Source organism: Acinetobacter sp. SK-43, assembly GCF_015351505.1.
GTDB classification, from domain to species: domain Bacteria; phylum Pseudomonadota; class Gammaproteobacteria; order Pseudomonadales; family Moraxellaceae; genus Acinetobacter; species Acinetobacter junii.
On sequence record NZ_JADKPY010000022.1, the window covers coordinates 1 to 25,840 of the forward strand.

Below are 25,840 nucleotides of genomic sequence, written 5' to 3' on the forward strand. Positions count from 1 at the left end.
ACCTCTTTGCGCTGATGGTAGTGTGGCGTTTGCCATGTGAGAGTAAGTCATCGCCAGCTTTTAAATTAATACACCCCCTCCGCTATTGCAGAGGGGGTGTTTTTTATTACTTAGAATTTTATTTCTAACAGTAATATAGCCTCATTACTCGAGAAAAAAGCTTGGCGGGTACTTCTGTGGCTTAATCAATTGTGAATCCAAGTCTTAACAAGGAGAGCATCATATAAGCGGTATAGAATCTTTCTAGGGCTATGCCAAAAAACGGCTCATCAAGTTTAATGGAATTGATAAAAAGATGTTTTATTTGCATCTTAAAGAAACAAAGTATCGCTTCAATCATCGTCATGGATTTAGAGACTGCAAATAAAACTGTGTAAACGCTTAAACTAAGCCCCAACTATTTATTCATGAAATTCAATTAGACATAAAATACCCTTTAATCCAGACATAGTCTGAGTTAAAGGGTTATTATAATTTAAATAAAAAGTTTCGAGTTAGAATTCAATACCACTTGGGGTGTTTAATTTAGTAGTGATAGTGCCATTGCTATTTAATGATTCTCCTTCATAAGTGGTATTGTTGAAAATATGTTTAAATTTCAAAATTGTTCCATTTAAAGATTTCTTAAAGGTAAAAATGTCATTGCCTTCAAAATAAACACTACCAGTGAAGCTTTGAGTATTTGCAGCTGGCTCTTCATTTTCTATTCGATTACCAGAAATTGCCGATACACTTGGAATATTTAGAATTTTTACGCCTGATGACTTAATTCGATAGGTTGCAAGAGCCGTGGCATCTCCAGGTATCGAGTTAATCTTAAACGAAACAGGTTCGATATCAGGTGTATTGGGATTGTCATTGATTAAAACATCGAAACTAGAGTTATTTTGTAATACAAAGAGATCACCATCTAGACTTGTAGGATCTTTATAAATGCTTAATGCACCATAAGTTTTTTCTTCGTCACCTTCGGTTGCTGGAGGAATAGTAACATTATATTGACCTTCTCCATTCATCGAAACAATACGTAATTGTTTCGATTGAGTTAACCCCCAAGTTTGTTGGTAAGGGTAACCAAACACTCCAGCTGTCCATACATCATTAAAAGCTTTATCTTGATTTTGGTTATTAAAGATTAAAAAAAATGTTTCACCAGTAAACTTTTTAATTTGATCAGGAGCGATTTTTAAGTTTTCTAGCTGATCTTTGCTAATTTTGAAATCCCAATCACTATATTTGTTTGGTGCAATTACATTAAGCGCAGCCTTAATTTTATCTTCGCCCTCTAAAGCGTAGCAAGATGTATTTTCATAAATTTGATTACCTTCGCCACCAAAGCAATTTGCGTAATAGGTAAAATAATTATTGACTGTTCCTGCAGCTTTAGTTTCATCAAAAAGCTTTTTAATATCGACAGTGAGTTGTAAGGGACCTTGTGCAAAGGTATCAAATGCATGGTCAATATAGCCTTTAGGTGTATTGGCATCCGTAGCATCATAATTACCAAATAAATATGAACCTTCTTTTTTAAGATTATCTAAAGCAGCCTTTGCTTGCTCTGATTCTGACACAGGAGGGGGAGTTTGGCCACCTGGTGGGTTGGTACTCTCTGTTTTTGAATAATAGCCATCATTGCCACCACATGCTGCCAATAAAGCAGTAAGCGTGATTGCTAGTGTTCCCTTAATTACTTTCATGAATTTCCCCAATTATTCGAAATAAAATGTAGTGTTGAATTTCTTTCAAGAGTTTATAATAGGAATCGACTTGTTGAAAATGAGATGTAGGTCACTTTAATTGAAAATATCTAATTCTCATTGTAAGTTGCTATTGAAATACTTGAGTCAATTCTCAATAATCCCTTGAATTTTAATAAACCCTAACGATTTTGTTAATGTACATTAAAAAACAAGGGGATTTAATTTTCAAGTTAAAAAGAACATTATCATTAAATTTTTAATAAATTAATTGAGCATCAAAACTTGATTTCTCGGTTGGTTAATTCAAAAAGATTTTCTAGCTGATCGTAAATCAAGGATGGATTCAATCATCCAGCAAATCCATTTGCTTGGCTAACTGATATAAATTATTAGAGCGATTACCAGTACGACAAAACATTAAAATGGGTTTAGGGAGTTCATTATAGTGATTGGCAAAGGTACGCACATCGAGTTCAGTTATTTGACCCGCAACCACAGGTTGGTAAACATAATCCAATCCTGCACTTCGCGCTGCTTCTTCAATTTGAGCACTGGTGGGTTGTTCAGAGCCACCCTCTAAATCTGGGCGATTATTAATAATCGATTTGAAGCCTTTTTCAACGACTTGCACTATATGCTCAGGACCAATTTGACCTGCAAAACCTACATTTTCTGACATCTTGTCACTCCAAAAATAAACAAAACATTTTATGCTCTATCATAGCATTAAGCTTGATCTTGAGTTTAAATGTCTATAGTAAATACATGATGATAAGCAAAAGATAACGCAATGGAGCGCGCATGCACACCTATACAGTTGAGCCGTTGTATGTTCCTAGTGGTGATGAAACGATTGCTGCTGATTTTTATCTACCGAAATCCAACATAAAACCAGCCGTTATTATTATGGCGCATGGTTTTGCTGGATTACGTCAGTTTAAATTAATTCAGTATGCGCAGCGTTTTGCACAAGCGGGTTATGCTGTTATTTTATTTGATTATCGTTATTGGGGGGGGAGTACTGGGAAACCTCGAGAGTTGATCTCTTTAAGTGCTCAATTAGATGATTGGAAAACCATAGTTCAGTATGCATCAAATTGTAAATATATTGATAGTAGACGTATTATCTTGTGGGGAACCTCATTAAGCGGCGGTTATGCTTTAAGTTTAGCGACAGACCTAAAAAACATTCAGGCAATCATGGTTCAAGTTCCGTATGTTGATGGTGCTGAAACAGCGAAACTTTATCCTTTGCAACGCTATCCTGAAGCATTAAAGCGATCAAGTCAGGATTATATGGGCTCAAAAATGGGGCTTGCACCCAAAACACTGCCTGTTGTTGATCAATACAAGCTTTGTTTTTTACCTACATCTGATAGCTACTTTGGATATCATTCAATAGTGAATCCTGATTATTATTGGAGTGGTGAAGTTCCAGCACGTGTATTTTTTAATTTAATGCGCTATCGCCCAATCCAATTTGTACGAAAAATTAATATTCCTGTTTTATTCATTGCTGCCAAAAATGACACTTTAATTCCAATTCAGTCTAGTCGTGAAGCAGCGACCAATATTGCGCCATTTGTCACGTATCATGAGTGGGATATTAAACATTTTGATATTTATCATGGTTCATGGTTTGAAAAAGCAGTCACAACCCAATTAGAATTTTTGCATCAACATATTGGAGTGATGTAAATGATTATAGTCTGTAGTTCATGTGGTGCAAAAAATCGTGTACCAGAAGAGAAATTAATTACGCATCCAAGTTGTGGTAAATGCCATCAGCCATTATTACCACAACAACCTATTGAATTGAATGAACAAAATTTCAGTAATTTTATTTCTAATACTGATTTACCTGTATTGATTGATTTGTGGGCAGAATGGTGTGGCCCATGCAAAATGATGGCTCCACATTTTGCTCAAGTTGCAACCCAAAATCCATATGTGATTTTTGCAAAGATTGATACAGAAGCAAATCCAAGATTGAGTGCAGCATTTAACGTACGTAGTATTCCAACCCTAGTGCTGATGAACAAAACAACTGAAATTGCTCGAGTGAGCGGAGCATTACGTGCACCTGAACTTCAGCAATGGCTAGAGCAACATTTGAAGTAACATCAAGAGATATTTGATATGATTGAGCGTTTGAACCATCCTGAAGGCACGCTTTCTTTGCAAACGATTGCAATGCCTGCTGATACTAACTGGAGTGGTGATGTTTTTGGTGGATGGATTGTATCTCAAATGGATTTGGCTGGTGCAATTCACGTCGAGCGCTTCAGTAAAGGTCGTTGTGCAACGATTGCAATTAATCAGATGACTTTTTTAGTCCCTGTGAAAGTCGGAAATGTGATTAGTTGCTATACAAAAATCTTGAAAGTTGGTAATACTTCGGTTCAAGTGCAAATTGAAGTATGGAACAGTCATGATGATTCGCGTGAACCAGTGCGAATTACTGAAGGGGTGTTTACCTTTGTTGCGGTCGATGTAAAGGGTAATAAACGTCAAATTTCAGAAGAAGTTAGACAGAAATTTACAGCAACGCTATCGGTTTAAGCGTATTTGCTTGATACGATTAGGGAGTTATCTCGTTAGGATTCAAGCATGGCTGAAGAGCTCATTTTGCAACAAGGCGATAAAGCCGAACAATATCAAAGTATTATCCCTCAGATTAAAGCAATTGTTGAGGGTGAACCTGACCTGATCGCTAATCTTGCAAATATTTGTGCTGCACTGAATCAGCAATTTGGTTGGTTATGGGTTGGTTTTTATTTGGTTAAGCAAAATGAATTGGTGTTAGGTCCATTTCAGGGACCAATTGCCTGTACTCGTATAGCGAAAGGTCGTGGTGTATGTGGTACAGCATGGCAACAACAAGTTATTATCGTTCCTGATGTTGAGTTGTTTCCAGGACATATTGCATGTAGCTCAGCGTCTAAATCAGAAATGGTATTGCCGATTATGCAAAATAAGGAATGTGTTGGTGTACTAGATATTGATAGTGATGAACTCAATCAGTTTGATGAAGTCGATGCTAAATATCTGCAGCAACTTATTTCTATTATTGAAACATCAATTTCTCATTCATAAAGGTATAACCCAAATTTATTTGGGTTATACCTTTATAGCTAGAACATGGTATTAATGTTTTTACTTTGCTCTGGGATGTTTTGAATCACATCCCAATGCTCGATAATTTTCCCATTTTCAACACGGAAAATATCAATAATCGCTCGTCCCCGATCTGTATCATTTTCAGTTGAATGAACATGTAGAACAACTAGGTTTTTTTCAGCAATCGCTTTTTTAATTACATTTTTTGCTGCTGGATTATTGCTAAATTTCTCCGTAAAGAAGTTTACAAAAGGTGCTTTGCCATCGGGAACATTCGGATTATGTTGAATATATTGGTCGCCAATATAGCGATCAGCATGTGCTTTAACTTGGTGTTTCAAAAAAACACCTTCATAAAAGTCCACGACAATTTTCTTATTTTGTTCTGATAGCTCATCGGAGAGAGTTTGGTTCGAGCTGTTAAGATGAGTCGTATTGGATGGAATAGAAGAACAAGCAGTAATGATAGTCGTCAAAAATATGATGGGAATAAAGTAAATTTTTTCATAATATCAAGCCCAAGAAACAAAACGGTATTTGTATCTTGGGCTGAGTAACAATCTAAAAGAAGTTTAGATCAGTTATTATTTTTTACGTTTGGGTAACCAAGCCCAAAGCATTTGGCATTGGATCGGTTCATTTGCTGAATCATCAATGACTGTAACAGGAATCAGTAGCTCGCCTTTTTCATTATTTGCAATGAACTTTTGTTGATCAGCCGATAATGTTGCAGTTGCAGTTAAACCGCCTTGTGCGACTTTTAAATAATCTACATGTAAAGATTTGATCAATAAAATGCGATCATCAGGTACATGTAAACCTGTTAAAAATCCAGTTGCTGTCTCAGCTAATAAAGCCATAGCTGCGGCGTGTACACCCTTAATATGATTTTGCATATTACGTTGGTTTTCAATGCGAACAGTCACATGATCTTTATCTACTTCTAAATAGCGTATGTTCGCTGTTCCTACCATCGGAACAACATGGCCAAATGCTTTGCTCCATAAGGTACTACGGATACCTTTAGGGAATTTAGAAGTGGTTTTAACTAACGTATAAAGACGGTTATCTTTTGCCATAGCGAGCCTATTGCTTAGTCTTTGAAATTATTAAATTGCAGTGGCAGACCAAATTGTTGTTCACGTAAAAAATTCATGACTTGTTGCAACGTATCACGTTTTTTATCAGTGACGCGGATTTTGTCTCCTTGGATAGAAGATTGCGCTTTGATACCACTTTCTTTAATGGCTTTATTAATTTTTTTTGCAGTATCTGAGTCAAGTCCATCTTTGAGTTTGATCACTTGTACTACATGTTTACCTGATGCAGTGGCTTTTTGTGGATCAAGCGCTTGTACATCAACCTTACGTTTATAGAAATGATTTTCAAGCATGGTATAGACTTGTTCACATTGGAAATCACTTTCAGTCGAGATTTTAATCTCTTTATTTTTCTCATTTAACTCGATCGAAACGTCTTGTCCGCGAAAGTCAAAACGTGTACCAATCTCTTTTTGCGTGTTTTGTACCGCATGATTGACTTCAAATAACTCTAATTCAGAAACAATATCAAAAGAAGGCATGGTTAGACCTTTACAAAGGGAAAGAATATTTGAGATGCTAAGGGTGTTTTCTTCATTTGCCAAGTGTTGTTTACATCAAAGGAGTGCGCAATGATCCGTAAACAAGAAATTACAACATTTGAGTTCCCAGAGGGCGCGATCATTTGGGATGTCCGAGATACCAAAGCGTATTCAGAGGCTCATGTCAAAGGGGCAGTAAATCGTCCTATTGCTGAATTAACTGCGGATAGTTTGACTCAAGTTGCAGCGGATCAGCCGATTTACATTTTATGTGGTGGTGGCAGTAAAGCACCGCGAGCAGCTGAGCTTTTAGAAGGTCTAGACAGTTCACGTGAATACGTCATTTTGATGGGAGGTACTCGTGCAGCACGTGATGCTGGCTTACCTCTTGTAGAAGGTGTATAAATGAAAAAAGTTTGCCAAAATACATTTGTGTTTTGGCAAACTCATAAAAATAAATCAAAGTTTCTATTTGAAAGATAAAAACTACATTTGCTTCGAATAATATGGTTTCCTCACTTTTACTTTTTTTTGGAAACGTAACGGATTCAATTTACTTAGTAAAGATTGTGGAGCGGGACAAAGCTCACCCAACACTAATGCAGCTAAAATCTCACTGCATAATGGTGCAAATAAAAATCCTTTAGAACCTAAACCTGCAAAAGTATAAATTTCAGTGTTTGATTCCATTTTCCCAACTAAAGGGAAATAGTCTGAACTCTGCGCCCGAATAGAAGCACGACCATGCCATATGTCGATGGATGGAAGTTGTTCAGCATATTGTGGGAAGACACTGTGGATAAGTTCGTAATTATGCACATGGTCTTCAGCAAGAACATCACTATCGTCACGGTTAGGATAGAAGGATGCACCTAAAATCAATTGAGAGTCATCTAACTGCATACAATAACCACCATAGCTATAAGCCTGATTCAAGGCCAAAGGCTGTACGGCGTTATCCACCCAACTGACTTGCCCTCGAATAGGCTTCAATACAGGATAATTTTCAAATAAGGTAGCACTTTGTTTTGCACAACACACGACGACGTGATCTGCTACCGAAATTAAGTCCTGATCTTGCCAAATTTCTGTTTGCGTTGATTTTGATTTAAGACGAGAAACTTTGGCTTTTTTTATGCTGATATTTGAATGTTTTAAAATCTCATCACGCAATACATGAGGAGAAACTGCGCCAGCTTGCTGCAATATCAAACTTGGATAGTGGGTTTCGAGTGTTTGATTAGGGGAAGAATGAGCTGTCCCGAAAACTGATTCAGGATATTGTTGTTCTAGTCCAAGTAGCTCATCGGCATTTTTTATTGCGATCTGTTCTACTTGGATTGCACGGAATGCTTTAAATCGTGAATAAAAGTTTAAAGCATGCTGCCAGCTTAGAGTCATTAAATGTTCATGGGCTTGATCAATTGGACACAGCTTAGGATTGAGTAACGCAAGAGGATTACCAGAAGCACCTGAAAGTGGTTCATTTTGCTCGTAAATCATTACTTGATGTCCACGCTGAGCAAATGCCCATGCGGTGGTCAAACCTGCTATTCCAGCACCGATAATGGCGATTTGTCGCTGCTTTAGTTGCGTTGTTTCAGGTAATGCTGCTGGAAGCTCTTGGAGTAGCTCAGCCTCTGGATTTTCCTGATCTGGGCAGTCTAGCCAAATGGCTTTTAACATTTCTCGTTTGTGACCAAAGCCTCTAGGTCGGCTGATTTGGATCCCGTGTTGTTTTAGTCCGCGTTTAAGAACACCTGCAACGCTGAAGGATGCAAAGGTCGTTCCGTACTCGGATAAGCGCACAATATGATTTAATACATTTTCTTGCCACATATCAGGGTTACATGAAGGCGCAAACCCATCGAGAAACCAAGCATTGACTGATTGTGTTTTTGGGATACTTGGGAAAATGTCCTGCGCATCACCGAGCCATAGATCGATGCTAAATCGCTCTTCGGGAAAACTCAGGCGATGACAACCTGCAATCGGTAATGGGTATTGTTGTACTAGTTTATCTGCAAGAGGTTTAAGCTCATCCCAAACACTAAGCGCACGTATGAGATCAGCTTTACTGAGAGGGAATTTTTCAACACTGATGACATGTAAATGACTGTGATTATCAGGGCGAACACTTTGCCAAAGTTGCCAAAGGGTAAGAATATTGAGTCCTGTACCAAAACCCGTTTCACCTACACAGAAATACTGAAAGTCACAGAGTTCTGATAACCGTGTACTAAGATCATTTCCATTTAAAAACACATGGCGTGTTTCGAGTAAACCGTTATCTTTAGAAAAATACACGTCGCCAAATTGTTTAGATATGGGAACTTCGATACCATCAACAAGTTCCCAATCTAATTCAGCTGTTTGAAGTTTTAATGTTTGTAACATGAAGATTGATATTTACCACTGACGACGACGTTTGGTGTAGACATAACTTGCGATAAAGAAACCTAAAATTACCCCGACAGCAATCGTCATAGCGCCATATAAAAACATCTGAGCACTGCGTTCACTTTGCAGAACTTGGACTTGTACAGTCAAGTTATCATTTTTTAATTGCAATTCTTGGTTTTGAGACAGAGCTTGCAGATTTGCATGTTCAAGTTGTTTCAAGCGTGTTGCTTGATCTTGAATCATGGCTTTGACTTTTGCATCTTGTTGTTGTTTGGCTTTTGCAATTTGTTCCGCAGTCAACGGCTTTGGAGCAGTAGCCGTTGTTGTATTCTTTGTGGAGCCACCTGTTGTTGCTGTTGCAGGTTTAGGTTGTACAGTTGCAGGTGTAGTAACGGGTGTTGTAGGCGCAGCCGCTGTTGGTGCTGGTGGCGTTGTTGGTTCAACAGCCCAAGTCGTTGAACTGAGTAAACATAAAGCGAAAAAGCTTCTCACTGAAACTTGCATGATTTACCCTTTTGGAAAAGCTTTGTTGAACAATTTCACTTCGATATCAGCATATATCCCTTCTTTTAAGAACGGTTCATCTTGGATCCATGCATCGAGAGCTTCACGACTATCAAATTCGACAATAATCGTGCTACCTAAGAATCCTGCTTGAGGATTGTTTGGGTCTTTAGGATGAGCGCCCGCTGCGATCAGACGACCTTCATCATCTAATTTTTGTAAGCGTTCTAAATGTTGAGGTCGAGTTGCTAAACGTTTTTCTAGAGTACCTTCACGATCAGTACAAGTCAGCACAAAATAGGGCATAGCTGTAGCTCAATAACTTTAAATTTAGTCTGTGGTTTTAAAATGCTTTCTTAAGCAAAACAGTATAACAGCAAGGTAACTGATAGAAACGATAATATCGCCAAATGCGGTGAATTCGCCCCAATATTTGCCTTGCATAAAGATAAAACCGAAGAAAAAATGTAGTGAGGCTAATAAGAAGAATTGCCCACACCAAGCCCAGTTTAAACGCATCCAACCTTGAGGACTTAACTCAAGTAACGAACCTAATAATTTTTGGATAATTGGCATCCGTTCTTTATTGAATAAAGGTGTGACTAAGAACCCGATACCTATTCCAATATTGATGATGACAGCTTTCATTTTAATGTAAGTTACATCACTGAAAATTAAAGTGATTCCTCCAAAAATAATGGACATCACCACAATAAACCATTGCATTTTTTCCAGTTTGAATTTTTGGAAAAAGAACAAACAGCCATAAACCACTAAGGTTGAAATAAGAAGCGCGCATGTTGCAACAAGAATATGATTTTGATCAGTATTTCCTGCGCTACCCACCAATTGGAGAAGGGGATGTTGACTATCCTTAGGATCGGTCGTTTTATAAAAGTAGAAGAAGATAATCAGCGGAAGGTAGTCGAGCAACGCTTTCATGTTACAGTACGATGTTGAAATAGGTCAGATAGCATAATACAAACCATGTTCGGTGTCGATTTACATACTCATACTCACATTTCTGATGGTACGTTCTCTCCTGAGCAACTGGTACAGGCTGCTGTCGATTTGAAAATCCATATGTTGGCTGTAACTGACCATGACACTATGGATGGTTTAAGCTCTGCACGAAAGTATGCTCAAGATCATGATATTCAGATTATTTCTGGTGTTGAAATATCGAGTCAGTGGTCAAGACCAAACACGAAAAAAAGCTATGGTGTGCATATCGTGGCGCTGAATATGCAAGATGAAACACCGATCCAAGCTATGCTTGAAAATCAGAAAAAAGTCCGTGCTGAACGAGCTAAGGTCATCTGTGACTTATTAGAGAAATGTATTGATTTTGATATTTATCCAGATGTAATTGCGAAGGTTGATGGGCAAGCAGATCGTGTGACCCGAACACATATCGCTAAAACATTGGTAGAGAAAAATATCGTTAGTCGTCCACAGCAGGCATTTGACCGTTTCCTAAAAGAAGGAAAAAAGGCTTTCGTGAAATTTGAAGGATTAGGCTTAAAAGATACCATCGATGTGATACATGCGAGTCAGGGTTTTGCTGTATTGGCTCACCCAACGCGCTATGATTTATCTGCGACGAATATCAGATATTTAATTGAATTATTTGCCGAGGCGGGAGGAGATGCAGTTGAATTACCTCCAAGTATAGAACCGGCTTCGACACGTCAAATGGTTGATCGAATGATTCAGCAGTTTGATTTAGCCGTTTCGATAGGCAGTGATTTTCATGGAGAAAATATGCCGTGGATTAAACTGGGTAATACACCACGAGTAAAAGAGGGGCAGATTGGAATTTGGGATCGTTTCCAATAATTCTAACTTACAATAAATTGTGATCATGTGCCTGTATGGGCGGTGGAGTAGGTCTGCCCAGCGTGCTTAACAGTTCAATTTCAATTGAACGCACCATCGCATCTAAAGGTAAGTCATTGCTTTGCGTTCCAAAAGGTTCTTCAATTTCTGTGCTCAGCGCATCGAGTCCCAAAAAGGTATAAGCCAAAATTCCGACTAAGAGTGGTGTGACTAAACCAAGTAAAGAACCTAAGCTAAATGGCAGCATAAAACAGAAAAAATAAACAGTTCTGTTCAATAAGACCGAATAAGCAAAAGGAATAGGGGTATTGGCAATACGATCACAACCCGTTTGCATCTCACTTAAAGCTGCGACATGACGGTTCATTTGTGTATAAATCACATCAGAAATTTCACCGTCTTTCAGCGCTTGCAGTAATTCCCATTGAATAAGGCTTAGTGTGTATTGCGGAGCATTATGTTGTTGGTAAAGCTGATTCAAAGCTTGCTGACTCAAACCGCTAGTTTCGGTGAGTTCGGTTGGGTTGGCTGTTTGGTGGCGTAATCGATCACGCAGTACATTCGCAAAAACAATCACATTTTGAATGATCCTTTCACGTCTGGCTTGTGCCAACACACGACAATCTCGATCAAAATGACGTGAAGTCGCAATTAGAACACCCCAAAGTTTACGAGCTTCCCACCAACGGTCATAACATGCCGTATTTTTGAAACCTAAGAAAATCGACAGTACAACGCCGATCAACGTAAAACCAACCAATGGAATTTCAGGAAAACGATATAGGTCAATATATTCAACTCCGCCAATAATTGCAGAGATCAACATGACAAAACCTAAAGAGGGTAAAATTTTGGGTAAAATCGTCCCGCGCCATGAGAATAAAACTTTAAAAATGCTAGGCTGGTCGCGGACAATCATGTTATTTGAATCATTAATTTTATCTGTTGATGTTCATGTTAGATGGGCGCTTTGTCAAGATCAGATTGCTTGATTTTAATAGGGTTGAGTAGTTGTTGTTCAGTAAAAGAAAAATAGCCATCAGGTGAAATAATAAAGTGATCAATCAAATGAATTTCAACCAATTTACAAGCTTGTTTGAGTTGTTGAGTAAAGTAGATGTCTTCATTTGAAGGTTGGGCTATTCCGTAGGGATGGTTGTGTGCAACGACGATTTGACAGGCTTGTTGTTGAATTGCGTAGCGTAGGGTCTGATTCAATGAAACGCTACATGAATGCTGCGAACCGTAAAATAGTTTTTTGAAATGAAGCTTCCTCAGTTCTGCATCTAAACACAGAACAGCAAACACTTCTTGTTTTTCACCTAGAAGTTCATAACGTAAATAATCCAAAACCAAAGAAGAATGATCTAAACATAGTCGTTGTTGATGAAAATAGTTATTCAAATAACGTCGTCCTAATTCTTTGACTGCCATGAGTTGCGCATATTTGGTTGACGCGATGCCATTAAATTGGGACAAGTCTTCTAATGAAGCATCAAAAATTGGGTTCAATCCTCCAAAATGCTGAATCAGGATACGAGAAAGTTCAACAGCTGAGTGTTGTTTTGAGCCAGAGCGGAGAAAAATCGCTAGTAGTTCAGCATCCGATAAACTTTGAGGTCCTTGCGAGAGTAAACGTTCTCTTGGTCGTTCTTGTTCGGGCCATGCTTTAATGGATTGTTTTATGGATTGATTCATTTTTATTCACATAATTTTTTTATGATGATAATTTTTCCAAGTGCATCACTTGGGTATGGCGATATTTAATGATATTGTGAGCGCCACTGCAACAGAAAGGTACACTGTTTGTGAGCTTCGATCTAAGTGTAATTCCACATAAAAACATTATATTAGCGGTTACGGGTGGTATTGCTGCCTATAAAAGTGCCATTTTAGTACGCCGTTTAAAAGATTTTGGTTTCGATGTCCGCGTGGTCATGACACATGGCGCACAAGCATTTATCACACCTTTAACATTTCAAGCCTTGTCAGGTAATCCTGTACATACTGAGCTACTCAACCCTGAAGCAGAAGCAGGTATGGGACACATCGAGTTGGCGCGATGGGCTGACTTGGTGTTAGTCGCTCCTGCAAGTTGTGACACGATTGCAAAATTTGCCAATGGTTTGGCAGATGATTTGCTCAGTACATTATATTTAGCGACGAAAGCCCCTGTCTGGGTTGCACCTGCTATGAACCAGCAAATGTGGGCAGCAAAAGCAACGCAACGCAATCTACAAACTCTGGTTGAAGATGGTGTGCATGTCATTATGCCTGATGCTGGTGAACAAGCTTGTGGAGATGTTGGTCTAGGTCGTATGCCTGAACCTGAGGATTTAGCCAAACAAGTAGCCGCTTATTTTCATAAAGCGCAACGTGCAATTGCTGAGAAATTTGGTTTACTCGCTGGCAAGCGTGTCACTATCACTGCGGGTCCAACGCGTGAAGCAATTGATCCTGTCCGTTATATTTCTAATCACAGCACAGGAAAAATGGGCTTTTCTTTGGCAGCAGCATGTTATGCGGCTGGTGCAAAAGTCACTTTAGTTGCAGGTCCTGTCAGTTTAGATACACCAAATGGTGTTGATAGAATTAATGTGAAATCTGCTATGCAAATGCTTGATGTTAGTATGAATCAGCTAAAAGAAGGTTGTGATATTTTTATTGCAACTGCCGCTGTTGCTGATTATCGAGTTGCTGAAGTTGCGGAACATAAAATTAAAAAGTCTGGAGATGAACTTGCAGTTTCATTGGTTAAGAATCCAGATATTGTAGCGACCATTGCACAGCAACAACAACGTCCATTTATGGTGGGCTTTGCTGCTGAGACGCAAAATGTTGAAGAATATGCTGCAGGTAAATTGGTTGCTAAAAAACTAGACATGATCGCATGTAATGATGTGTCTCGACCTGATATTGGTTTCGCTTCTGATGAAAATGCAATGACAGTATTTTTCGCTCGGTCATACCATATGGAAAAGCGTGAGTTAGAGAAAGCGTCAAAGCAAGAGATTTCGCAACAATTGGTAGAAGCAATACATGATGCTTTACTACAGAAGTCGTAAATAAAACCATTTTACTTTTAATTAAAATGCAACGAAATCGTTGCATTTTTTATGTATTCTAAACTTACGTCGTCATCTGACCTACATGCACAACTGTGTGCGATGTCAGTCTGTACGTGAACTCAATTATAGCCACAGTTTTGATAGGACATCCTGATGATTAAAAAAACTTTAGCCACTGCACTTATGTTGTCATGTTTTAGTTTGAGTAGCCCAGTTTTTGCTGGTGGTTTATCTGATGATATGAAAGTACTCGGTAAAAACTATAAAGCATTCAATCAGGCTGAAAATCCACAGGCGGCAACAGCTGCTTTAAATAATATGCGTGCAGCAGCAGTCCATTCAAAACAGTATAAGTTGGCCTCACATTCAGCTGAAAAAGTTCCGACTTCAACAGCGTTATTTGAGCAAATTATTGTGGAAATTGATAAAGCAAAAGTACTTGTTCAAGCAGGTAAGTTAGACGAAGCAAAAAAACAAGCGAAGAAAATTGCAGATTTACGTGATCAAGGTCATAAGCATTATATGCATTAATTTATTGGGATTTAGATCAATAACTCTAAGCATGTATTGTTAAGTCGAGCCAGTAGTTTAGTGATAAAACTGTACGTATTAAACGTGCAGTTTTTTTATGCGCATTCATTTATATTGAATGAGAACATAAACTGAGCATGATTCGGATTTTCATCAAATTTCTAAATTGATACAGTGAAACGATGAATGATGAGAGCTAATCCTATGTCCTCACAACAACATTATCAGCGAATTGCAGAAGCGATTGCTTATATACAGAACAATTTTCAAAGGCAGCCGCAGCTTGATGAAATAGCAGCACATATTCATCTTAGCCCGGCACATTTTCAGCGCTTGTTTACTGAGTGGGCGGGTACCAGTCCGAAGAAATTTTTACAATATATCAGTATTGAACATGCAAAGAAGGTTCTGAAGCAACAGCAGGGCAGCGTATTTGATGCAACATTTGCTACAGGATTATCGAGTACCAGTCGACTACATGATCTTTTTATTCAAATAGAAGGTATGACACCTGCTGAGTATAAATATGGTGGGCAGCATTTAACGATTCATTATCAGTTTTCTGAAACACCATTTGGTCAGGTGTTTATTGCATCCACTCAGAAAGGCATTTGTACACTTCGATTTGTAGAAAATACAGCTGAAGCATTAGCACATTTAAAAGAGCAATTTCCTCATGCAATGTATGTTGAACAAGTTGACGCTTTTCAAGAAGCTGCATTGAAGTTTTTTCGGCAGGATTGGGAACAACTCCCGATGATTAAATTACATCTCAAGGGCACACCCTTTCAATTAAAAGTTTGGCAGAGCTTACTCAAAATTCCAATGGGGCAACTTTCGACTTATGGACAACTTGCCCAGATGATCGATCATCCCAAAGCAGCTCGTGCTGTTGGAACAGCAATTGGTCATAACCCGATTGCATTTTTAATCCCTTGCCATCGCGTGATTCAGTCGACTGGCGCTATCGGTGGATATGAGTGGGGAACAGTTCGTAAAACAGCTATTATTGGTTGGGAGGGTTCGCAGACTCATGCAATTATTTGATATTGAAGCAGATCCAACAGTGAACTATTTACCCTACGAGGGGACTGTTCATTATTACGGTAAAGTTTTAAGTCGTTTAGAAGCAGATCACTATTTCGAAATGCTTATGAAGAATATTGCATGGGAAAACGATCAGGCGATTATTTTTGGTCGAAAAATTATAACTAAAAGAAAAGTCGCTTGGTATGGTGATCGAGGCTTCGAATATACGTATTCCAACATTAATAAATATGCTTTGCCTTGGACTATAGAACTGATTGAGTTAAAAGCCTTAGTCGAAAAATTAACAGGTGAAACATTCAATTCTTGCTTGCTCAATCTTTACCACTCTGGAGAAGAGGGAATGGCTTGGCACAGTGATGATGAAATCGATCTTATCAAAAATGGTGCAATTGCTTCTTTAAGCTTTGGAGCGGAACGTAAATTTGCGTTTAAACATAAACAAACCAAAGAAAAAGTTGATGTGTTTTTAGAACATGGCAGTTTATTAGTCATGAAAGATATGACACAGACATATTGGTTACATCGTTTACCGCCAACCAAAAAAATATTTACACCACGGATTAATCTTACCTTTAGAACGATTGTTGAGTAATAAAAAAAGGACTGATATTCAGTCCTTTTTTACAGCTATCGCAATAACGATTATGCTTGACCTTGAGCATCTGCATCCGCTTGTAAGCGTTGCATGTTTGCTTCAAATTCTGCATCAAAGTTAATTGGTGTAAGTAACAATTGTGGGAAGCTACCCTTAGTTACTAAATCATTTACCGATTCACGTAAGAACGGGAACAAGATATTTGGGCAGTAAGCACCTAAGATATATGGAAGACGGTCTTCTTCAACATTATCAACCAAGAAGATACCTGATTGAGTTACATCAACGATAAACGCCGTTTCATTTTCATTTGTTGCTTGAACTACAACTTTTAATGATACTTCGTAATGATTTGGGTCAATTTTTTCTGCAGCAGAAGATAAATTGATATTGAGTTCTGGTTGCCATTGTTTTGTAAATACTTGCGCGCCAGGAACCTCAAAAGAAATATCTTTAGTATAAATACGTTCTAATGCAAGTTGTGGTTGAACTTGTTCTTCGCTCATTGTTTTTCCTTAAAGTTAAGCTAATAATTGGTCGAGTTTACCTTCACGCTCTAAAGCATAAAGTTGATCAAAACCGCCAATGAATTGGTCTTTGATAAAAATTTGAGGCACTGTACGGTGGTTAGTACGTTGCATTAACTCAATACGAACTTCAGGTGCTTCATTTGAAAGATTAATTTCTTTAAAAGCAACGCCTTTACGCTCAAGTAATTGTTTTGCACGTACACAGTATGGGCAAGACAGCGTTGAGTAAATTGTGACGTTTGGAGTTGTCATCTTATTGCTCCTTAAGCTTTGGTTTTACTTTTAACTAAGGGTAAGCCTTGAGCTTTCCAGTTGCTGATACCACCATCTAGACGATAGCTATCTGCATGCGCAACTTTTTGCAATGCTGCACCCGCAACTTGACCTAAGTTACAGATAAATACCAATGGACGATCACTTGCTTTTAATTCATCTACATGACTTGTGATTTGGCTATATGGAATGTTACGGCTACCGCTGATGTGACCATCACGGAAATCTTTCGCATCACGAAGGTCAATCAGCATGGCATTTTTTGCTTTAACCAAAATACCGAGTGATTGCGGTGAAATTTTACGACCATTACGTTGTCCTTCTAAAACAAAGAACAACACGATCAATACGCCGAGCGCACCAAATAAGAAGGGGTGATTCCCCATAAACTCTAACCAGCGTTCCACAAGTCACCTAAAGTTAAAATCAAAATTGATCCTGAGTATAACGTATCTCTATGGTGATCAAAATCCTTAGTTCAAGGGGGAATGATCGAGAAAAGTTAACTTTTTTGTTGAGCTTCTTGAATTTCATCAATGAGGCGTAAATAACTTTCAAGACGGCGCTGTAAGATTTCACCTTGATCAACTGCTTGTTTCAATGCACAATTTTTCTCATGCGTATGGGTGCAATTACGGAATTGGCAGAGACCAAGATGTGATTCAATTTCAGGAAAACCTGTGCGAACTTTTTCTAAATTTAGATGCCATAGTCCGAACTCACGAATCCCAGGAGAATCAATCAATGCGCCGTTTGATCCAAATTTAATCAGGCGTGTTGAAGTCGTGGTGTGTTGACCAAGGGCTGAGTTTTCAGAGATTACATTGGTTTTCTGTGCTGCATTTGGGACGATGGTATTGATCAATGAGCTTTTACCAACACCTGATTGCCCAACAAAAGCCACAGTTTCCTTGTCCAAGCGTTGAGCAAGTTCAGTCAAATCACCTTGTGATTGGCAGATCATGGTTTCATAACCCAAGGTTTCATATTCACTGAGTAAATTTAGAATAGGATCATTTTCAGTGAGTAAGTCTGATTTGTTGAGTACCAATAATGCAGGAATATTGGCATCAGCACAGGCAACCAAATAACGATCAATCAATGTTGGTGCAGGTTCTGGCAATGGTGCAAATACAATCACAATCAGACTAATGTTTGCTGCCACAGGCTTAACCTTATGATATCGGTCAGGGCGAGTCAGTAGAGATTGTCTAGGATAGATCGCAGTAATGATTCCTAAACCTGTATTTGGATCTGCTTGCCATTTGACGCGATCACCAGTGACCAATAATTCGAGATTGGTACGAGTATGGCAACGCCAAACACTATCCAATTCAATTGGTTTCCAGAATGGTTCAGGCTCACCATCTTGAACTTCTGGTTTTTCTGGATGTTGATCAGGTACAGATAGTGCTTGTACTTCGAGTTGACGACCATAATGCTGAACAACTAGCCCATCCAAATCTTGTGATGTGTCAATGTCGTCTTGACGAGATTTGTGCTGTTTCTCAATACGACGTTGCTGTTGTTCGGTTAAGCGACGTTTACGAATTAAAGCCATTCATGTCCCAAAAAATCCATACATTTAAGACCGCAAAAATAGCATGAAGCCACTATAGAATTACAGCCAAGAAGTAATTAATTTGCTACTATTGATGTTTTTAAGCACTTTAGAATCACGATCTATGAGCAGCACCCCAGATACACGATTAATTTGGATCGACCTAGAAATGACAGGTCTGGATACTGATAACGATAAGATTATTGAAATCGCAACAATTATTACTGATGATAATCTTAATATTCTTGCTGAAGGTCCTGTTTTAGCGGTTCATCAATCAGATTTGATTCTAAACGCAATGGATGAATGGAATACCAAGCAACATGGTCAATCAGGTTTAATTGAACGTGTACGCCGTAGCAAATTGTCTGCGCAAGATGCAGAACAGCAAACACTTGAGTTCTTAAAAAAATGGGTGAATCCAAAATCATCACCAATGTGTGGTAACTCAATTTGCCAAGATCGCCGTTTCTTACACCGCCTGATGCCTGAACTTGAACAGTTCTTCCATTATCGTAATTTAGACGTATCTTCAGTCAAAGAGTTGGCGAAACGCTGGAGACCTGAAATTATGAGTGGCTTAAAGAAAAATGCTTCGCATTTGGCGATGGACGATATTCGTGACTCAATTGCTGAATTAAAATATTACCGTGAATATTTTTTTATTATGAATAAATAACTCATGGCTTATCTTTTATAAGGATGCCATTGAAATATAAAAGGAGCTTCGGCTCCTTTTTTTAATGAATGTAAAAAAATATTGGGCAGAATAAAGAAATCGCTTAAACTTGTGCTTTTATTGCTAACTATAAAAAGAGCGTATACATGCAAAGTAATAATCCAATTTTAACTCGTGTTGAAACCTATAGTGACTTGGCTGAACCCATGACCATTCAAGGAGCGATTCAAAAATCGGTTCTTTTGACTGTGATCGCAGCGGTTCTCGGAATGGCTCTATTTTTCTATTGTGCATTCACAGCAAATCTTTCGATTGCATATGCAGCGGCAATCGTCGGGGCAATTGGCAGTTTTGTTCTAGCTTTGATTACAACATTTAAATCCAATACAGCACCTGCTTTAGCAATTCCTTATGCTTTATTTGAAGGTGCATTTTTAGGTGGTATTTCTTTTATTTTCCAACTGAAATTTCCAGGTGTTCCGTTACAAGCTTTACTTGCAACATTTGTGACCACATTAGTTCTATTTGGTTTATATAAATTCCAAATCATTCGTGCAACTGAGAAATTCAAAGCAGTGGTGATCTCAGCATCTATTGCGATTGCTTTGGTATTTGTCGTTCAGATCATCATGAGTTTAGCATTTAGCTCAAGTATTCCTTATATCTTTGAAAGTAACTGGTTAGGTATCGGTTTTGCAGCTTTTGTTGCGGTAATTGCTTCACTGAACTTAATTTTAGATTTTGATTTAATTGAAAGTGCAGCAGCACAACGTGCTCCGAAAGCATTTGAATGGTTGTGTGCAATTGCACTGTTAGCAACTTTGGTATGGATGTATTACTCATTTATGCGTTTGTTGAGTCTGATCCAAGGTGATGACTAACGAATTATTATCTTAAAAAGAAAATCGCCTTCATCTGAGGGCGATTTTTTTTATGCAAGATTGTAAAAAAGGTGGATTATGCAATTCCGAAAAATCAGGAATGTTGGCATGATGTGGTGAAAATTTTTCGAGTGAGAATAAGATGTCACAAGGACTTTTAGCTGGTAAGCGTTTTTTAATTGCTGGTATTGCAAGTAAATTATCAATTGCTTTCGGTATTGCGACAGCATTACACCGTGAAGGCGCAGAGTTAGCATTTACTTATCCAAATGAAAAGCTAAAAAAACGTGTTGATGACTTTGCAGCACAGTTTGGTTCAACCCTCGTTTTCCCTTGTGATGTGGCGATTGATGCAGAAATTGACAATACTTTTGTCGAGTTGGCAAAACACTGGGATGGTTTAGACGGTGTTGTGCATTCGATTGGTTTTGCACCTGCACATACGCTAGATGGTGACTTTACCGACGTGACAGATCGTGAGGGTTTTAAAATTGCACATGACATTAGCGCGTATAGCTTTGTTGCGATGGCTCGTGCTGCAAAACCTTTATTACAAGCACGTCAAGGTTGTTTATTAACTTTGACTTATCAAGGTTCTGAGCGTGTGATGCCAAACTACAACGTGATGGGGATGGCTAAAGCATCTTTAGAAGCGGGTGTTCGTTATTTAGCACTAAGCTTGGGTAAAGAAGGGATTCGTGTGAATGCGATCTCTGCGGGTCCAATCCGTACATTGGCCGCGTCTGGTATTAAGTCTTTCCGTAAAATGTTAGATGCTAATGAAAAGATTGCTCCGCTACAACGTAATGTAACGATTGAAGAAGTGGGTAATGCTGCGTTGTTCCTTTGCTCGCCGTTGGCTTCTGGTATTACGGGTGAAATCTTATATGTTGATGGTGGTTTCAATACTGTCGGTATGAGCCAGTCAATGATGGATGATGAATAATAGATTTATCTAAATCATACGATAAAGCCGCTTTATAGCGGCTTTATTTTTTTAAGATGGAGATAAAGCTATATTAATCGCTGTGATTTATACTATCTATGCTGTAATCATTTTAAACCCTAAACATAATATGCTACATGTTATGAATCACTCGTGAAAAGTTAGTTTTTGTTGACAAAGCAGCTAAAATAGCTAATATTAATTATATAGCACCTGCGGTTAAGCTTGGTTTATTTGTTAACAACCTTGCCTCACCCGCAGGTTTTTTTTATATCAGAACTAAACAAAATAATTTTATGGACATAAAGGTTGCAGTACTAGTAGACGCGTCATTCTTTTTGAAACGCCTAAATTTTTTCAAACGCCGCTATTTCCCTTCCGAGCCTGAGTTGACGCCTAAACAAGTTGTACAAGTTTTAAATTGCTGTATCAAGAGACATCTCAATGACGGTAACTCAAGTATCTATCAACATTTGTATCGTGTATTTTACTACGACTCACCACCATTAAATATAAAAGTACATTATCCTCTTGTTAATTCAGGAGAAACGAATCCTCGAGTTTTAGATTTTTCTAAACAACCAGAAACAATTCATCGAAATGAAATTCTCACAGAAGTTAAAAAGCAGAGGAAATTTGCTCTGCGTTTAGGGACAATCAAACATGATAAGCAATGGAAGTTAACGGATGATGCTCTCAACAACCTTTTGAAAGGCATATGTAAATTTGAAGATCTCACAAATAATGACTTTTATTACAGCATGCGTCAAAAAGGTGTAGATATTAAACTTGGTGTAGATATAGCCAGTATTGCACAGGAAAGACTTGTAGATAAGATTGTTCTTTTTGCTGGAGATAGTGACTTTGTTCCAGCTGCAAAATTGGCTCGTATAAATGGTATAGACTTTGTGTTAGATCCGCTCCGAAACAATATCGATCCTAGTTTGCATGAACATATAGATGGTTTAGTTTCTTATGATCTAGTCTCTATATTAAAAGATATTTTAGGTAAATCCCCTAGTATAATACCTGAATGGTGGTCTGAAGGCACGAGACCAAAGAAAGCTAAGGGACAACGCCGTAACCAATAGTAAAGCTCTCAGCTCATTAGAAATGAGCCAAAAACTTTAAGCAAGTAAGCAAGTAAGCAAGTAAACAATAACAACTCGTGTGCTATTGTTTTGGTAGTTCTTTAACAGGACTCCCACCCATGGCTTGCATTAACGTCACATAGGCATTGTATTGATTCTGCTTGGTTTCCACTAAGCTGAGTCGTGCATTGCGTGTGGTCTCTTGAGCATCAAGTAAATTCTTTAAGGCGATTGCACCATTGCGATAACGCACTTCGGTAAGTCGCTCAGTTTTATTAGCTAACTCTATATTACGTTGCTGTAACTGTACTTGCTGATTCAGTTGAGTTCGATTCGATAATGCATTTTCTACATCAGCGAAAGCTTGGTATAGCGTTTGGCGATATTGAATAATCGCTTTTTCATATTCCAGATCACTAATCGCAATATCTTTCTTCATATCATTATATTGAAGAAAGGGTAGGCTTAAACTCGCACCTAAAGTGAGTGCAGGATTCTTCAAAAGTTGTGTCAGCGATGTACTCGAAGCACCTAAATTACCTGTGAGATTAATCGAAGGGTAGTAGCTGGCTTTGGTTGCATCCTTATTCGATAGTGTTTTACGTAGACGTAATTCTGAAGCTTGTAAATCTGGGCGACGCGACAAAATATCCGCAGGTAGCCCCACAGCGATATTCGGCAGAGCATTTCTTGGGAGCTGTTTCGGTTCTTGAATACTCAGTTGCTGTACAGGCATATGTAGCAATACTGCAATGGCTGTACGTGTTTCTACACGTTGTTGTTCAATCTGACTCAAACTGGCTTTTTGGCTTTGAACCGATTGTTCTGCTTGAGTTAAATCTAAACCTGAAACCGCACCTGCTTTGTATTGTGATTGCACCAATTCATAAATTTTCTGTGTAGAGGCTAAATTCTGTTGGATGGTGTTATATCGCTCATTTAAATAACCCAATTGCCAATATAGTTTGGCTGTGGTGGCAACTAAACTTTGCGCAGTTGCTTGTAAGTCCTGTGCGCTTGCAAGAGCTTCCCAACGACTCGCTTCTGTTTGATTGGCAAGTTTACCAAATAAATCTAACTCATAACTGACACCCACACTGGTTGATAAACCACGATCCGTGCCATTTCCGGAGCGTAGATCATAGTTATGACCTGTTGATACACTTGAACTGGTACGAATACCTTGTTGGTTTTCAGCTAAGCCAGCTTGTAAGCGAGCTTGCTTCAGTGTGATACCAGCAACAATAAGATCACTATTTTTGGCGAGAACTTGGTCAACCAACTGATTGAGCTGAGCGTCATTAAAGAGAGTCCACCATTGATCGCTAAGATTTACATTTTTGTTCTTTTGCACATCATATTGGAACTGTTGAGGAACCTGTACCGATGGCGAGTTGTATGGTGTTTTAACAACAGCAGAGCAGCCAGCTAAAGAACCTGTGAGTGCCAGTGCTAATCCTAATTTTTTAAAATGAAAAGACATACTCAAATTCCTTATTCTCTTGCTAGTGCTGCAACTGGATCGAGTTGCGCCGCATTTCGTGCCGGTAAGAAACCAAAAATGATACCAATCAGACTCGAACATACAAAGGCTGCAATAATGGATGTCGTTGAATAGCTCATCTCAATAATGCCTTTGGCAAAGTGTCCGATAATTTGTCCAATTCCAAGTGAAAGCAATACTCCTAGCACGCCCCCCAGTAAGCAGACCAAAATCGCTTCGATCAAGAACTGCTGCAAAATATCACTTTGTCGAGCACCCACCGCCATTCGGACACCAATTTCTTGGGTACGTTCGGTGACTGAAACCAACATAATATTCATGACCCCAATACCACCCACGACCAGTGAAATGACAGCAATTGCTGAAATTAAAAGAGTCATAGTCGCTGTGGTTTGCTCGATCGTTTCACGAATACTATCGGAGTTTTGGGTAAACACATCTTGAGCACCATGACGTTGTTCAAGTAAGGTCAGGATTGCATTTTCAGCAGCACTACTTGGGTATTCATCCTTGATTCGCACGATGATGCTGCGAACGTTCGATTGTCCAAGCATTCGGCTCATTACCGTTGAATACGGAAGATATACATTCAAGCTGTCGGAACTACCCATGAAACCTTGTTGCGCATCAATGACACCAATCACTCGACTCGGTACACTGCCCAATAAGATCACTTGACCGACTGGATTAGTACCATCAGAGAAAAAGGTTTTCTCAGTATTCGTATCAATGACCACATCCTGTGCGCGTTGGGTCACACTGCCTTTATCAAAAGGTTGTCCCGATTTAAAAGTCATACCGCGCACATAGAAGAAATCCGAACTTACACCATTGACGGTTGCAGAGGCTTCAGTTTCTTTAAAACGTAAGGTCACACTTGTATTAACAGAAGGACTGACTCCATCAACATAAGGTTGTTCTGAAAGTGCATCTGCGTCCGCAGGTACAAGTGTTTTGGTTTGTGAGGCTCGTGAGTTGTCACCAAATCCTCGTCCTTGATACACCGTAATGGTATTCGTACCGAGACTACTAATATTTTCAAGAATTTGCTTCTGAGACCCATTACCCAATGCAACCACTGAAACTACAGATGCAATTCCGATAATAATCCCGAGCATGGTCAAAAAGGTACGCATTCGATGGGCATTCATCGCTAGCAATGCCATACGGAACGCTTCACCTAAGCGATCAAAGAAAGATCGCCAAGCTGAAGTTTTCTTTTGCGGTGAGCGTTGTAGTGTCTGACGTTCTAAATCAGGATCATCATTTTCAGGTGTATTAGCACGATCTGAAATAATATTACCATCACTGATTTCAATAATACGGGTCGCGTTTTTTGCTACATTGAGATCATGTGTAACTAAGATGATGGTATGACCTTTAGCATTGAGTTCACGCAAAATACGCATGACTTCAATACCGCTATTCTTATCCAATGCTCCTGTTGGCTCATCGGCAAGAATCACGTCACCGCCGTTCATTAATGCACGTGCGATCGAAACGCGTTGCTGTTGACCACCTGAAAGTTGACTTGGACGATGATGTAGACGCTCCTCTAAGCCAAGTTCAGAGAGCAATTCAGCCGAACGTTCCTGACGAAGATGACTATCGACACCTGCATAAATTGCAGGGACTTCAACGTTACCAGATGCACTCAAATCACCGAGTAAGTGATAACGCTGGAAAATAAAACCAAAATATTCTCGGCGTAATTGGGCAAGTTCATCAGGTTCAAGTTGACGTGTTTCACGTCCGTTGACCAAATAACTACCTGAACTAGGTTTGTCCAAACACCCTAAAATATTCATGAGTGTGGATTTACCTGATCCAGATTGCCCAACGATGGCAACCAATTCACCCGCATAAATTTTTAAATCAATGCCTTTGAGGATTTGGACTGTACCTTCACCTGCAGGGAATTCCCGAGTCAGGTTGCTGACTTCAAGTAGCGGCTGTGACGAATGCGTTTGATTTTGAGTCATA

At 38.9% G+C, this 25,840-nt stretch carries 31 protein-coding genes and 1 pseudogene; 15 read left to right on the top strand and 17 right to left on the bottom strand.

All coding sequences use genetic code 11. The features are described from left to right. Positions 1–208 precede the first annotated feature (208 nt). Positions 209–367, top strand: a pseudogene (locus tag IRT38_RS17695) (IS1595 family transposase); the annotation flags it as partial. A gap of 127 nt (positions 368–494) precedes the next feature. Here IRT38_RS17695 and IRT38_RS05575 read toward each other — a convergent pair. Both IRT38_RS05575 and IRT38_RS05580 read right to left on the bottom strand, forming a co-directional pair. Beyond that, a complete protein-coding gene (locus tag IRT38_RS05575; RefSeq protein WP_194597153.1) occupies positions 495–1,697 on the bottom strand; it encodes a hypothetical protein in 1,203 nt (400 codons plus the stop codon). Between the two features lie 346 nt (positions 1,698–2,043). Next, on the bottom strand, positions 2,044–2,379 hold the full coding sequence (locus tag IRT38_RS05580) for a TIGR01244 family sulfur transferase (RefSeq protein WP_194597154.1): 336 nt from the start codon (positions 2,377–2,379) through the stop codon (positions 2,044–2,046). Between the two features lie 122 nt (positions 2,380–2,501). Between IRT38_RS05580 and IRT38_RS05585 the strand changes: the two genes are divergently transcribed. The 4 genes from IRT38_RS05585 to IRT38_RS05600 are packed head-to-tail and all read left to right on the top strand — an operon-like array spanning position 2,502 to position 4,796. Further along, positions 2,502–3,398 (top strand): alpha/beta hydrolase, encoded by an 897-nt coding sequence (locus IRT38_RS05585; protein WP_004906487.1) that lies wholly within the window; start codon positions 2,502–2,504, stop codon positions 3,396–3,398. Next, the gene (gene trxC, locus IRT38_RS05590; RefSeq protein ID WP_194597155.1) at positions 3,399–3,821 is read left to right on the top strand and encodes a thioredoxin TrxC; all 423 of its coding nucleotides are present in this window, start codon (positions 3,399–3,401) and stop codon (positions 3,819–3,821) included. Positions 3,822–3,839: 18 nt separating this feature from the next. After that, a complete protein-coding gene (locus tag IRT38_RS05595) occupies positions 3,840–4,262 on the top strand; it encodes an acyl-CoA thioesterase (RefSeq protein WP_194597156.1) in 423 nt (140 codons plus the stop codon). A 48-nt stretch (positions 4,263–4,310) separates the two neighbouring features. Next, positions 4,311–4,796 (top strand): GAF domain-containing protein, encoded by a 486-nt coding sequence (locus IRT38_RS05600; RefSeq protein WP_194597157.1) that lies wholly within the window; start codon positions 4,311–4,313, stop codon positions 4,794–4,796. A 38-nt stretch (positions 4,797–4,834) separates the two neighbouring features. Here the strand turns inward: IRT38_RS05600 and IRT38_RS05605 are convergent, their stop codons facing one another. The 3 genes from IRT38_RS05605 to IRT38_RS05615 form a co-directional block, all read right to left on the bottom strand. Further along, positions 4,835–5,266: an ester cyclase gene (locus IRT38_RS05605; protein WP_409514091.1), complete on the bottom strand. Its 432-nt coding sequence runs from the start codon at positions 5,264–5,266 to the stop codon at positions 4,835–4,837. A 138-nt stretch (positions 5,267–5,404) separates the two neighbouring features. Then, positions 5,405–5,899 (bottom strand): DUF4442 domain-containing protein, encoded by a 495-nt coding sequence (locus IRT38_RS05610; RefSeq protein WP_004960952.1) that lies wholly within the window; start codon positions 5,897–5,899, stop codon positions 5,405–5,407. Positions 5,900–5,913: 14 nt separating this feature from the next. After that, positions 5,914–6,402 carry a YajQ family cyclic di-GMP-binding protein gene (locus tag IRT38_RS05615; RefSeq protein WP_004637859.1) on the bottom strand — a complete coding sequence of 163 codons (489 nt, stop codon included), beginning with the start codon at positions 6,400–6,402 and terminating at the stop codon, positions 5,914–5,916. A gap of 90 nt (positions 6,403–6,492) precedes the next feature. On the opposite strand from IRT38_RS05615, the gene IRT38_RS05620 reads away from it, so the two are divergent. Next, on the top strand, positions 6,493–6,807 hold the full coding sequence (locus tag IRT38_RS05620) for a rhodanese-like domain-containing protein (protein WP_194597158.1): 315 nt from the start codon (positions 6,493–6,495) through the stop codon (positions 6,805–6,807). An 81-nt stretch (positions 6,808–6,888) separates the two neighbouring features. Here IRT38_RS05620 and mnmC read toward each other — a convergent pair whose 3' ends face one another. The 4 genes from mnmC to IRT38_RS05640 are packed head-to-tail and all read right to left on the bottom strand — an operon-like array spanning position 6,889 to position 10,251. Continuing rightward, entirely contained in the window at positions 6,889–8,799 is a 1,911-nt protein-coding gene (mnmC, locus tag IRT38_RS05625; protein WP_194597159.1) for an FAD-dependent 5-carboxymethylaminomethyl-2-thiouridine(34) oxidoreductase MnmC, read from the bottom strand. 12 nt (positions 8,800–8,811) lie between these two features. After that, positions 8,812–9,309 carry a hypothetical protein gene (locus IRT38_RS05630; RefSeq protein WP_194597160.1) on the bottom strand — a complete coding sequence of 166 codons (498 nt, stop codon included), beginning with the start codon at positions 9,307–9,309 and terminating at the stop codon, positions 8,812–8,814. Positions 9,310–9,312: 3 nt separating this feature from the next. Further along, positions 9,313–9,615, bottom strand: a complete 303-nt coding sequence (locus tag IRT38_RS05635; RefSeq protein WP_004906511.1) for a YciI family protein — start codon at positions 9,613–9,615, stop codon at positions 9,313–9,315. Between the two features lie 24 nt (positions 9,616–9,639). Beyond that, positions 9,640–10,251, bottom strand: a complete 612-nt coding sequence (locus IRT38_RS05640; RefSeq protein ID WP_004906514.1) for a septation protein IspZ — start codon at positions 10,249–10,251, stop codon at positions 9,640–9,642. Positions 10,252–10,296: 45 nt separating this feature from the next. Between IRT38_RS05640 and IRT38_RS05645 the strand changes: the two genes are divergently transcribed. Beyond that, positions 10,297–11,148, top strand: coding sequence for a PHP domain-containing protein (locus IRT38_RS05645; protein ID WP_042893224.1), 852 nt, complete (start codon positions 10,297–10,299; stop codon positions 11,146–11,148). Positions 11,149–11,155: 7 nt separating this feature from the next. Here the strand turns inward: IRT38_RS05645 and IRT38_RS05650 are convergent, their stop codons facing one another. Next, on the bottom strand, positions 11,156–12,067 hold the full coding sequence (locus IRT38_RS05650) for a bestrophin family protein (protein ID WP_004906518.1): 912 nt from the start codon (positions 12,065–12,067) through the stop codon (positions 11,156–11,158). A gap of 38 nt (positions 12,068–12,105) precedes the next feature. Further along, on the bottom strand, positions 12,106–12,846 hold the full coding sequence (gene radC / locus IRT38_RS05655) for a RadC family protein (RefSeq protein ID WP_004960941.1): 741 nt from the start codon (positions 12,844–12,846) through the stop codon (positions 12,106–12,108). Between the two features lie 110 nt (positions 12,847–12,956). Between radC and coaBC the strand changes: the two genes are divergently transcribed. The 4 genes from coaBC (at position 12,957) to IRT38_RS05675 (ending at position 16,389) form a co-directional block, all read left to right on the top strand. Then, the gene (coaBC, locus tag IRT38_RS05660; RefSeq protein WP_194597161.1) at positions 12,957–14,213 is read left to right on the top strand and encodes a bifunctional phosphopantothenoylcysteine decarboxylase/phosphopantothenate--cysteine ligase CoaBC; all 1,257 of its coding nucleotides are present in this window, start codon (positions 12,957–12,959) and stop codon (positions 14,211–14,213) included. A 156-nt stretch (positions 14,214–14,369) separates the two neighbouring features. Continuing rightward, entirely contained in the window at positions 14,370–14,747 is a 378-nt protein-coding gene (locus IRT38_RS05665) for a cytochrome b562 (protein WP_004906523.1), read from the top strand. Between the two features lie 204 nt (positions 14,748–14,951). Continuing rightward, complete coding sequence (locus IRT38_RS05670) at positions 14,952–15,794, top strand: methylated-DNA--[protein]-cysteine S-methyltransferase (protein WP_194597162.1); 843 nt, start codon at positions 14,952–14,954, stop codon at positions 15,792–15,794. Beyond that, positions 15,781–16,389: an alpha-ketoglutarate-dependent dioxygenase AlkB family protein gene (locus IRT38_RS05675; protein ID WP_194597163.1), complete on the top strand. Its 609-nt coding sequence runs from the start codon at positions 15,781–15,783 to the stop codon at positions 16,387–16,389. The genes IRT38_RS05670 and IRT38_RS05675 overlap by 14 nt, the downstream gene beginning before the upstream one ends. A gap of 50 nt (positions 16,390–16,439) precedes the next feature. On the opposite strand, the gene secB is transcribed toward IRT38_RS05675, so the two are convergent. The 4 genes from secB to rsgA all read right to left on the bottom strand — a co-directional run bounded on the left by secB (position 16,440) and on the right by rsgA (position 18,756). Then, positions 16,440–16,898 carry a protein-export chaperone SecB gene (gene secB, locus IRT38_RS05680; RefSeq protein ID WP_004906530.1) on the bottom strand — a complete coding sequence of 153 codons (459 nt, stop codon included), beginning with the start codon at positions 16,896–16,898 and terminating at the stop codon, positions 16,440–16,442. Between the two features lie 15 nt (positions 16,899–16,913). After that, complete coding sequence (gene grxC / locus IRT38_RS05685; RefSeq protein ID WP_004774456.1) at positions 16,914–17,174, bottom strand: glutaredoxin 3; 261 nt, start codon at positions 17,172–17,174, stop codon at positions 16,914–16,916. 11 nt (positions 17,175–17,185) lie between these two features. Further along, entirely contained in the window at positions 17,186–17,602 is a 417-nt protein-coding gene (locus IRT38_RS05690) for a rhodanese-like domain-containing protein (RefSeq protein ID WP_004955555.1), read from the bottom strand. 95 nt (positions 17,603–17,697) lie between these two features. Then, positions 17,698–18,756, bottom strand: a complete 1,059-nt coding sequence (rsgA, locus tag IRT38_RS05695) for a ribosome small subunit-dependent GTPase A (RefSeq protein ID WP_194597164.1) — start codon at positions 18,754–18,756, stop codon at positions 17,698–17,700. Between the two features lie 124 nt (positions 18,757–18,880). On the opposite strand from rsgA, the gene orn reads away from it, so the two are divergent. The 4 genes from orn to IRT38_RS05715 all read left to right on the top strand — a co-directional run bounded on the left by orn (position 18,881) and on the right by IRT38_RS05715 (position 22,353). Next, positions 18,881–19,435 (top strand): oligoribonuclease, encoded by a 555-nt coding sequence (orn, locus tag IRT38_RS05700; RefSeq protein ID WP_005403665.1) that lies wholly within the window; start codon positions 18,881–18,883, stop codon positions 19,433–19,435. A gap of 146 nt (positions 19,436–19,581) precedes the next feature. After that, positions 19,582–20,316, top strand: coding sequence for a Bax inhibitor-1/YccA family protein (locus IRT38_RS05705; RefSeq protein ID WP_004906538.1), 735 nt, complete (start codon positions 19,582–19,584; stop codon positions 20,314–20,316). Between the two features lie 142 nt (positions 20,317–20,458). Then, positions 20,459–21,262, top strand: a complete 804-nt coding sequence (locus IRT38_RS05710) for an enoyl-ACP reductase (RefSeq protein ID WP_194597165.1) — start codon at positions 20,459–20,461, stop codon at positions 21,260–21,262. Between the two features lie 389 nt (positions 21,263–21,651). Next, the gene (locus IRT38_RS05715; RefSeq protein ID WP_171293840.1) at positions 21,652–22,353 is read left to right on the top strand and encodes an NYN domain-containing protein; all 702 of its coding nucleotides are present in this window, start codon (positions 21,652–21,654) and stop codon (positions 22,351–22,353) included. Positions 22,354–22,435: 82 nt separating this feature from the next. Here the strand turns inward: IRT38_RS05715 and IRT38_RS05720 are convergent, their stop codons facing one another. Both IRT38_RS05720 and IRT38_RS05725 read right to left on the bottom strand, forming a co-directional pair. Beyond that, complete coding sequence (locus IRT38_RS05720; RefSeq protein WP_194597166.1) at positions 22,436–23,836, bottom strand: efflux transporter outer membrane subunit; 1,401 nt, start codon at positions 23,834–23,836, stop codon at positions 22,436–22,438. Positions 23,837–23,847: 11 nt separating this feature from the next. Further along, complete coding sequence (locus tag IRT38_RS05725) at positions 23,848–25,839, bottom strand: MacB family efflux pump subunit (RefSeq protein WP_194597167.1); 1,992 nt, start codon at positions 25,837–25,839, stop codon at positions 23,848–23,850. Between the last annotated feature and the right edge of the window lies 1 nt (position 25,840).

Coding starts and splice junctions, on each gene's coding strand:
- IRT38_RS05610 (WP_004960952.1), bottom strand. CDS start 5,899: ATGGCAAAAGATAACCGTCTTTATACGTTAGTTAAAACCACTTCTAAA.
- IRT38_RS05675 (WP_194597163.1), top strand. CDS start 15,781: ATGCAATTATTTGATATTGAAGCAGATCCAACAGTGAACTATTTACCC.
- IRT38_RS05600 (WP_194597157.1), top strand. CDS start 4,311: ATGGCTGAAGAGCTCATTTTGCAACAAGGCGATAAAGCCGAACAATAT.
- IRT38_RS05615 (WP_004637859.1), bottom strand. CDS start 6,402: ATGCCTTCTTTTGATATTGTTTCTGAATTAGAGTTATTTGAAGTCAAT.
- radC (WP_004960941.1), bottom strand. CDS start 12,846: ATGAATCAATCCATAAAACAATCCATTAAAGCATGGCCCGAACAAGAA.
- IRT38_RS05670 (WP_194597162.1), top strand. CDS start 14,952: ATGTCCTCACAACAACATTATCAGCGAATTGCAGAAGCGATTGCTTAT.
- rsgA (WP_194597164.1), bottom strand. CDS start 18,756: ATGGCTTTAATTCGTAAACGTCGCTTAACCGAACAACAGCAACGTCGT.
- IRT38_RS05585 (WP_004906487.1), top strand. CDS start 2,502: ATGCACACCTATACAGTTGAGCCGTTGTATGTTCCTAGTGGTGATGAA.
- IRT38_RS05720 (WP_194597166.1), bottom strand. CDS start 23,836: ATGTCTTTTCATTTTAAAAAATTAGGATTAGCACTGGCACTCACAGGT.
- IRT38_RS05665 (WP_004906523.1), top strand. CDS start 14,370: ATGATTAAAAAAACTTTAGCCACTGCACTTATGTTGTCATGTTTTAGT.
- IRT38_RS05575 (WP_194597153.1), bottom strand. CDS start 1,697: ATGAAAGTAATTAAGGGAACACTAGCAATCACGCTTACTGCTTTATTG.
- secB (WP_004906530.1), bottom strand. CDS start 16,898: ATGAGCGAAGAACAAGTTCAACCACAACTTGCATTAGAACGTATTTAT.
- orn (WP_005403665.1), top strand. CDS start 18,881: ATGAGCAGCACCCCAGATACACGATTAATTTGGATCGACCTAGAAATG.
- IRT38_RS05645 (WP_042893224.1), top strand. CDS start 10,297: ATGTTCGGTGTCGATTTACATACTCATACTCACATTTCTGATGGTACG.
- IRT38_RS05650 (WP_004906518.1), bottom strand. CDS start 12,067: ATGATTGTCCGCGACCAGCCTAGCATTTTTAAAGTTTTATTCTCATGG.
- IRT38_RS05595 (WP_194597156.1), top strand. CDS start 3,840: ATGATTGAGCGTTTGAACCATCCTGAAGGCACGCTTTCTTTGCAAACG.
- mnmC (WP_194597159.1), bottom strand. CDS start 8,799: ATGTTACAAACATTAAAACTTCAAACAGCTGAATTAGATTGGGAACTT.
- IRT38_RS05620 (WP_194597158.1), top strand. CDS start 6,493: ATGATCCGTAAACAAGAAATTACAACATTTGAGTTCCCAGAGGGCGCG.
- trxC (WP_194597155.1), top strand. CDS start 3,399: ATGATTATAGTCTGTAGTTCATGTGGTGCAAAAAATCGTGTACCAGAA.
- IRT38_RS05630 (WP_194597160.1), bottom strand. CDS start 9,309: ATGCAAGTTTCAGTGAGAAGCTTTTTCGCTTTATGTTTACTCAGTTCA.
- IRT38_RS05580 (WP_194597154.1), bottom strand. CDS start 2,379: ATGTCAGAAAATGTAGGTTTTGCAGGTCAAATTGGTCCTGAGCATATA.
- IRT38_RS05635 (WP_004906511.1), bottom strand. CDS start 9,615: ATGCCCTATTTTGTGCTGACTTGTACTGATCGTGAAGGTACTCTAGAA.
- IRT38_RS05705 (WP_004906538.1), top strand. CDS start 19,582: ATGCAAAGTAATAATCCAATTTTAACTCGTGTTGAAACCTATAGTGAC.
- IRT38_RS05710 (WP_194597165.1), top strand. CDS start 20,459: ATGTCACAAGGACTTTTAGCTGGTAAGCGTTTTTTAATTGCTGGTATT.
- grxC (WP_004774456.1), bottom strand. CDS start 17,174: ATGACAACTCCAAACGTCACAATTTACTCAACGCTGTCTTGCCCATAC.
- IRT38_RS05640 (WP_004906514.1), bottom strand. CDS start 10,251: ATGAAAGCGTTGCTCGACTACCTTCCGCTGATTATCTTCTTCTACTTT.
- IRT38_RS05725 (WP_194597167.1), bottom strand. CDS start 25,839: ATGACTCAAAATCAAACGCATTCGTCACAGCCGCTACTTGAAGTCAGC.